Annotated in this window: 2 protein-coding genes and 2 pseudogenes; 3 read left to right on the forward strand and 1 reads right to left on the reverse strand. The window is 65.1% G+C overall.

Translation table 11 applies throughout. The annotated features are described in order from the left end of the window. Window positions 1-318, reverse strand: a 318-nt coding sequence (locus AC0L2C_RS33965; protein ID WP_473525505.1) for a hypothetical protein, incomplete at its 3' end; no start/stop codon positions are given. Here AC0L2C_RS33965 and AC0L2C_RS33970 point away from each other — a divergent pair. The 3 genes and pseudogenes from AC0L2C_RS33970 to tnpC all read left to right on the forward strand — a co-directional run bounded on the left by AC0L2C_RS33970 (window position 208) and on the right by tnpC (window position 2,471). Beyond that, window positions 208-624, forward strand: coding sequence for a transposase (locus AC0L2C_RS33970; RefSeq protein WP_473525504.1), 417 nt, complete (start codon window positions 208-210; stop codon window positions 622-624). The genes AC0L2C_RS33965 and AC0L2C_RS33970 overlap by 111 nt on opposite strands. Further along, window positions 515-870, forward strand: a pseudogene (gene tnpB, locus AC0L2C_RS33975) (IS66 family insertion sequence element accessory protein TnpB). Before AC0L2C_RS33970 ends, tnpB begins: the two are co-directional and overlap by 110 nt. A gap of 69 nt (window positions 871-939) precedes the next feature. After that, window positions 940-2,471: pseudogene (gene tnpC / locus AC0L2C_RS33980) on the forward strand (IS66 family transposase). Window positions 2,472-2,484: the final 13 nt, after the last annotated feature.

Here is a 2,484-nt window from a genome sequence, read left to right on the forward strand (position 1 = left end):
GTAAGCGGTGTTTCCGGACCACCTTTCGGGAGTGGTCGCGATCTGTGAGGTTGCCGATCCTGTATTGGGATCGGAGATCGGCTTGTGTCTGGACTTGACCTTACGCTTGACGCGGAGCGGCAGCTTCGGCGTTTCGAGGTGATCAACGGTGCCGACGGTCGGCGTCACTGGTCGGTGGATGACGAGGCGCGGATCATCGCGGAGACGCTGGAGCCGAACGCAGTCATTTCCGAGGTAGCCCGTCGGTATGGCCTTAGGCCGCAGCAGGTCTTCGCCTGGCGCCGCGAAGCGCGCAAACAGGCCACTTCGGTGCAGCAAGATTCTCCTGCCTTTGTGCCGGCGGTTTTGGCGGCGGCGGAACCTGTAGCCAGCCGTTCACCGAAGCAGCGGAAACGGCAAGCCACCCGAGGTGCCGGCATGATCGAGCTTGAGATCGACGGCATCTCGATGCGCGTCGGCCGGGGCGCCGATACCAAGACGGTGGCCGCAGTGATCCGCGCGCTGAAGGCGCGTCGTGATCGGGCCGACGGGTGCGGTCAAGGTCATGGTGGCGACGAAGCCGGTGGACTTCCGCAAGGGTGCGGAGGGATTGGCCGCACTTGTGCGCGAGACCATGGGCGCTGACCCGTTCAATGGGGCGGTCTATGTCTTTCGGGCCAAGCGGACTGACCGGATCAAGCTGATCTTCTGGGATGGCACCGGGGTTTGCCTCTATGCCAAGCGTTTGGAGGATGGGGAGTCCGCTGGCCGAAAGTGCATGACGGCATGATGCGGCTGACGGCCGCGCAACTGTCGGCGCTGCTCGAAGGTCTCGACTGGCGGCGAGTCCACGAGGCGCGCCGGACTCGCGTTCCAGCCCAGGCGGGCTGACCCGCGACGAAGTGAACCAGCCTGGATTCCGCTGTCGCGGACTGTCGGCGAATATGGTCTGATCCGCTCATGGCGATGACGGCTGACCAGCTTCCCGACGATCCGGATGCGCTGAAGGCGATGGTCCTGGCGCGCGACGTCGAGAATGCCCGTCTGATTCAGATCATCAAGGAATTGCAGCGTCATCGCTTCGGCCGGCGTGCCGAGACGCTCCCCGAGGATCAATTGCTGCTGGGGCTCGAAGAGGCCGAACAGATCGAGGCCGCCGGTGACGAAGAGCAGGCACAGACCGCTCTTGGCGAACGTCAGGCGCCTGTCGCCAAGCGCAGGGCGAACCGCGGCGGGCTGCCACCCCATCTGCCGCGCGTGGAGATGGTCGTCGACATCGAGGATCATGCCTGCCCGTGCTGCCGCAATGGCTTGCATCGGATCGGCGAGGACATGAGCGAGCGGCTCGACATCGTTCCGGCGCAGCTGCGCGTGATCGTCGTGCGCCGGCCCAAATATGCCTGCCGCGCCTGTGAGGATGTAGTGGTTCAGGCTCCGGCGCCCGCCCGGCTGATCGAGGGCGGCCTGCCGACCGAGGCGACGGTCGCCCAGGTGCTGGTCTCAAAATATGCTGACCACCTGCCGCTCTATCGTCAGGCGCAGATCTATGCCCGGCAGCGCATCAATCTCGACCGGTCCACGCTCGCCGACTGGGTCGGCCGCGCCGCCTGGCATCTGCGTCCGGTGCATGAGCGGCTGCTTGGCAAGCTGAAGTCCTCGCCAAAACTCTTCGCCGACGAGACGACCGCGCCAGTGCTCGATCCCGGCCGCGGCAAGACCAAGACAGGTCAACTCTGGCCTATGCCCGCGATGACCGACCATGGGAGGGGAGCGACCCGCCGGGCGTCGCCTGTGTCTATGCGCCGGATCGGAAGGCCGAGCGTCCGATCGCTCATCTGGTGGGCTTTGCCGGAATCCTGCAGGTCGACGGCTATGGCGGCTATCGCGTGCTCGCCGACAAGAGCGGCGTGACGCTCGCCTTCTGCTGGGCACATGTGCGCCGGCGCTTCTACGAGCTCGCCGCGGCCGGTCCCGCGCCAATCGCCAGCGAGGCGCTGAGACGGATCGCGGAACTCTATCGCGTCGAAGACGACGTCCGTCGACGATCGGCCGAGCAGCGCCGTGTCGTGCGCCAGGACAGGAGCCGCCCGATCGTCGTCAAACTCGAACCATGGCTTCGCGAAAAGCTCGGGCTGATCAGCCAGAAGACAAAGCTCGCCGAGGCGATCCGCTACACGCTCTCGCGCTGGGAAGGCCTCTCGCGCTTCCTTGACGACGGCCGCATCGAGATCGACAGCAACACCGTCGAACGCTCGATCCGTCCGATCGCGCTCAACCGCAAGAACGCGCTCTTCGCAGGCTCTGATGGCGGCGCCGAACACTGGGCAGTCATCGCCTCGCTGATCGAGACCTGCAAGCTCAATGGTGTCGAACCGCTCGGCTATCTCGCCGATGTCCTCACCAGGATCGTCAACGGCCACCCCAACAGCCAGATCGACGATCTCCTGCCTTGGGTCTACATCAACAAGCTCGAGCTCAAGGCTGTGGCCTAAGAACACCGCTTAC

The sequence above is a fragment of the Mesorhizobium sp. WSM4845 genome (genome assembly GCF_055811455.1).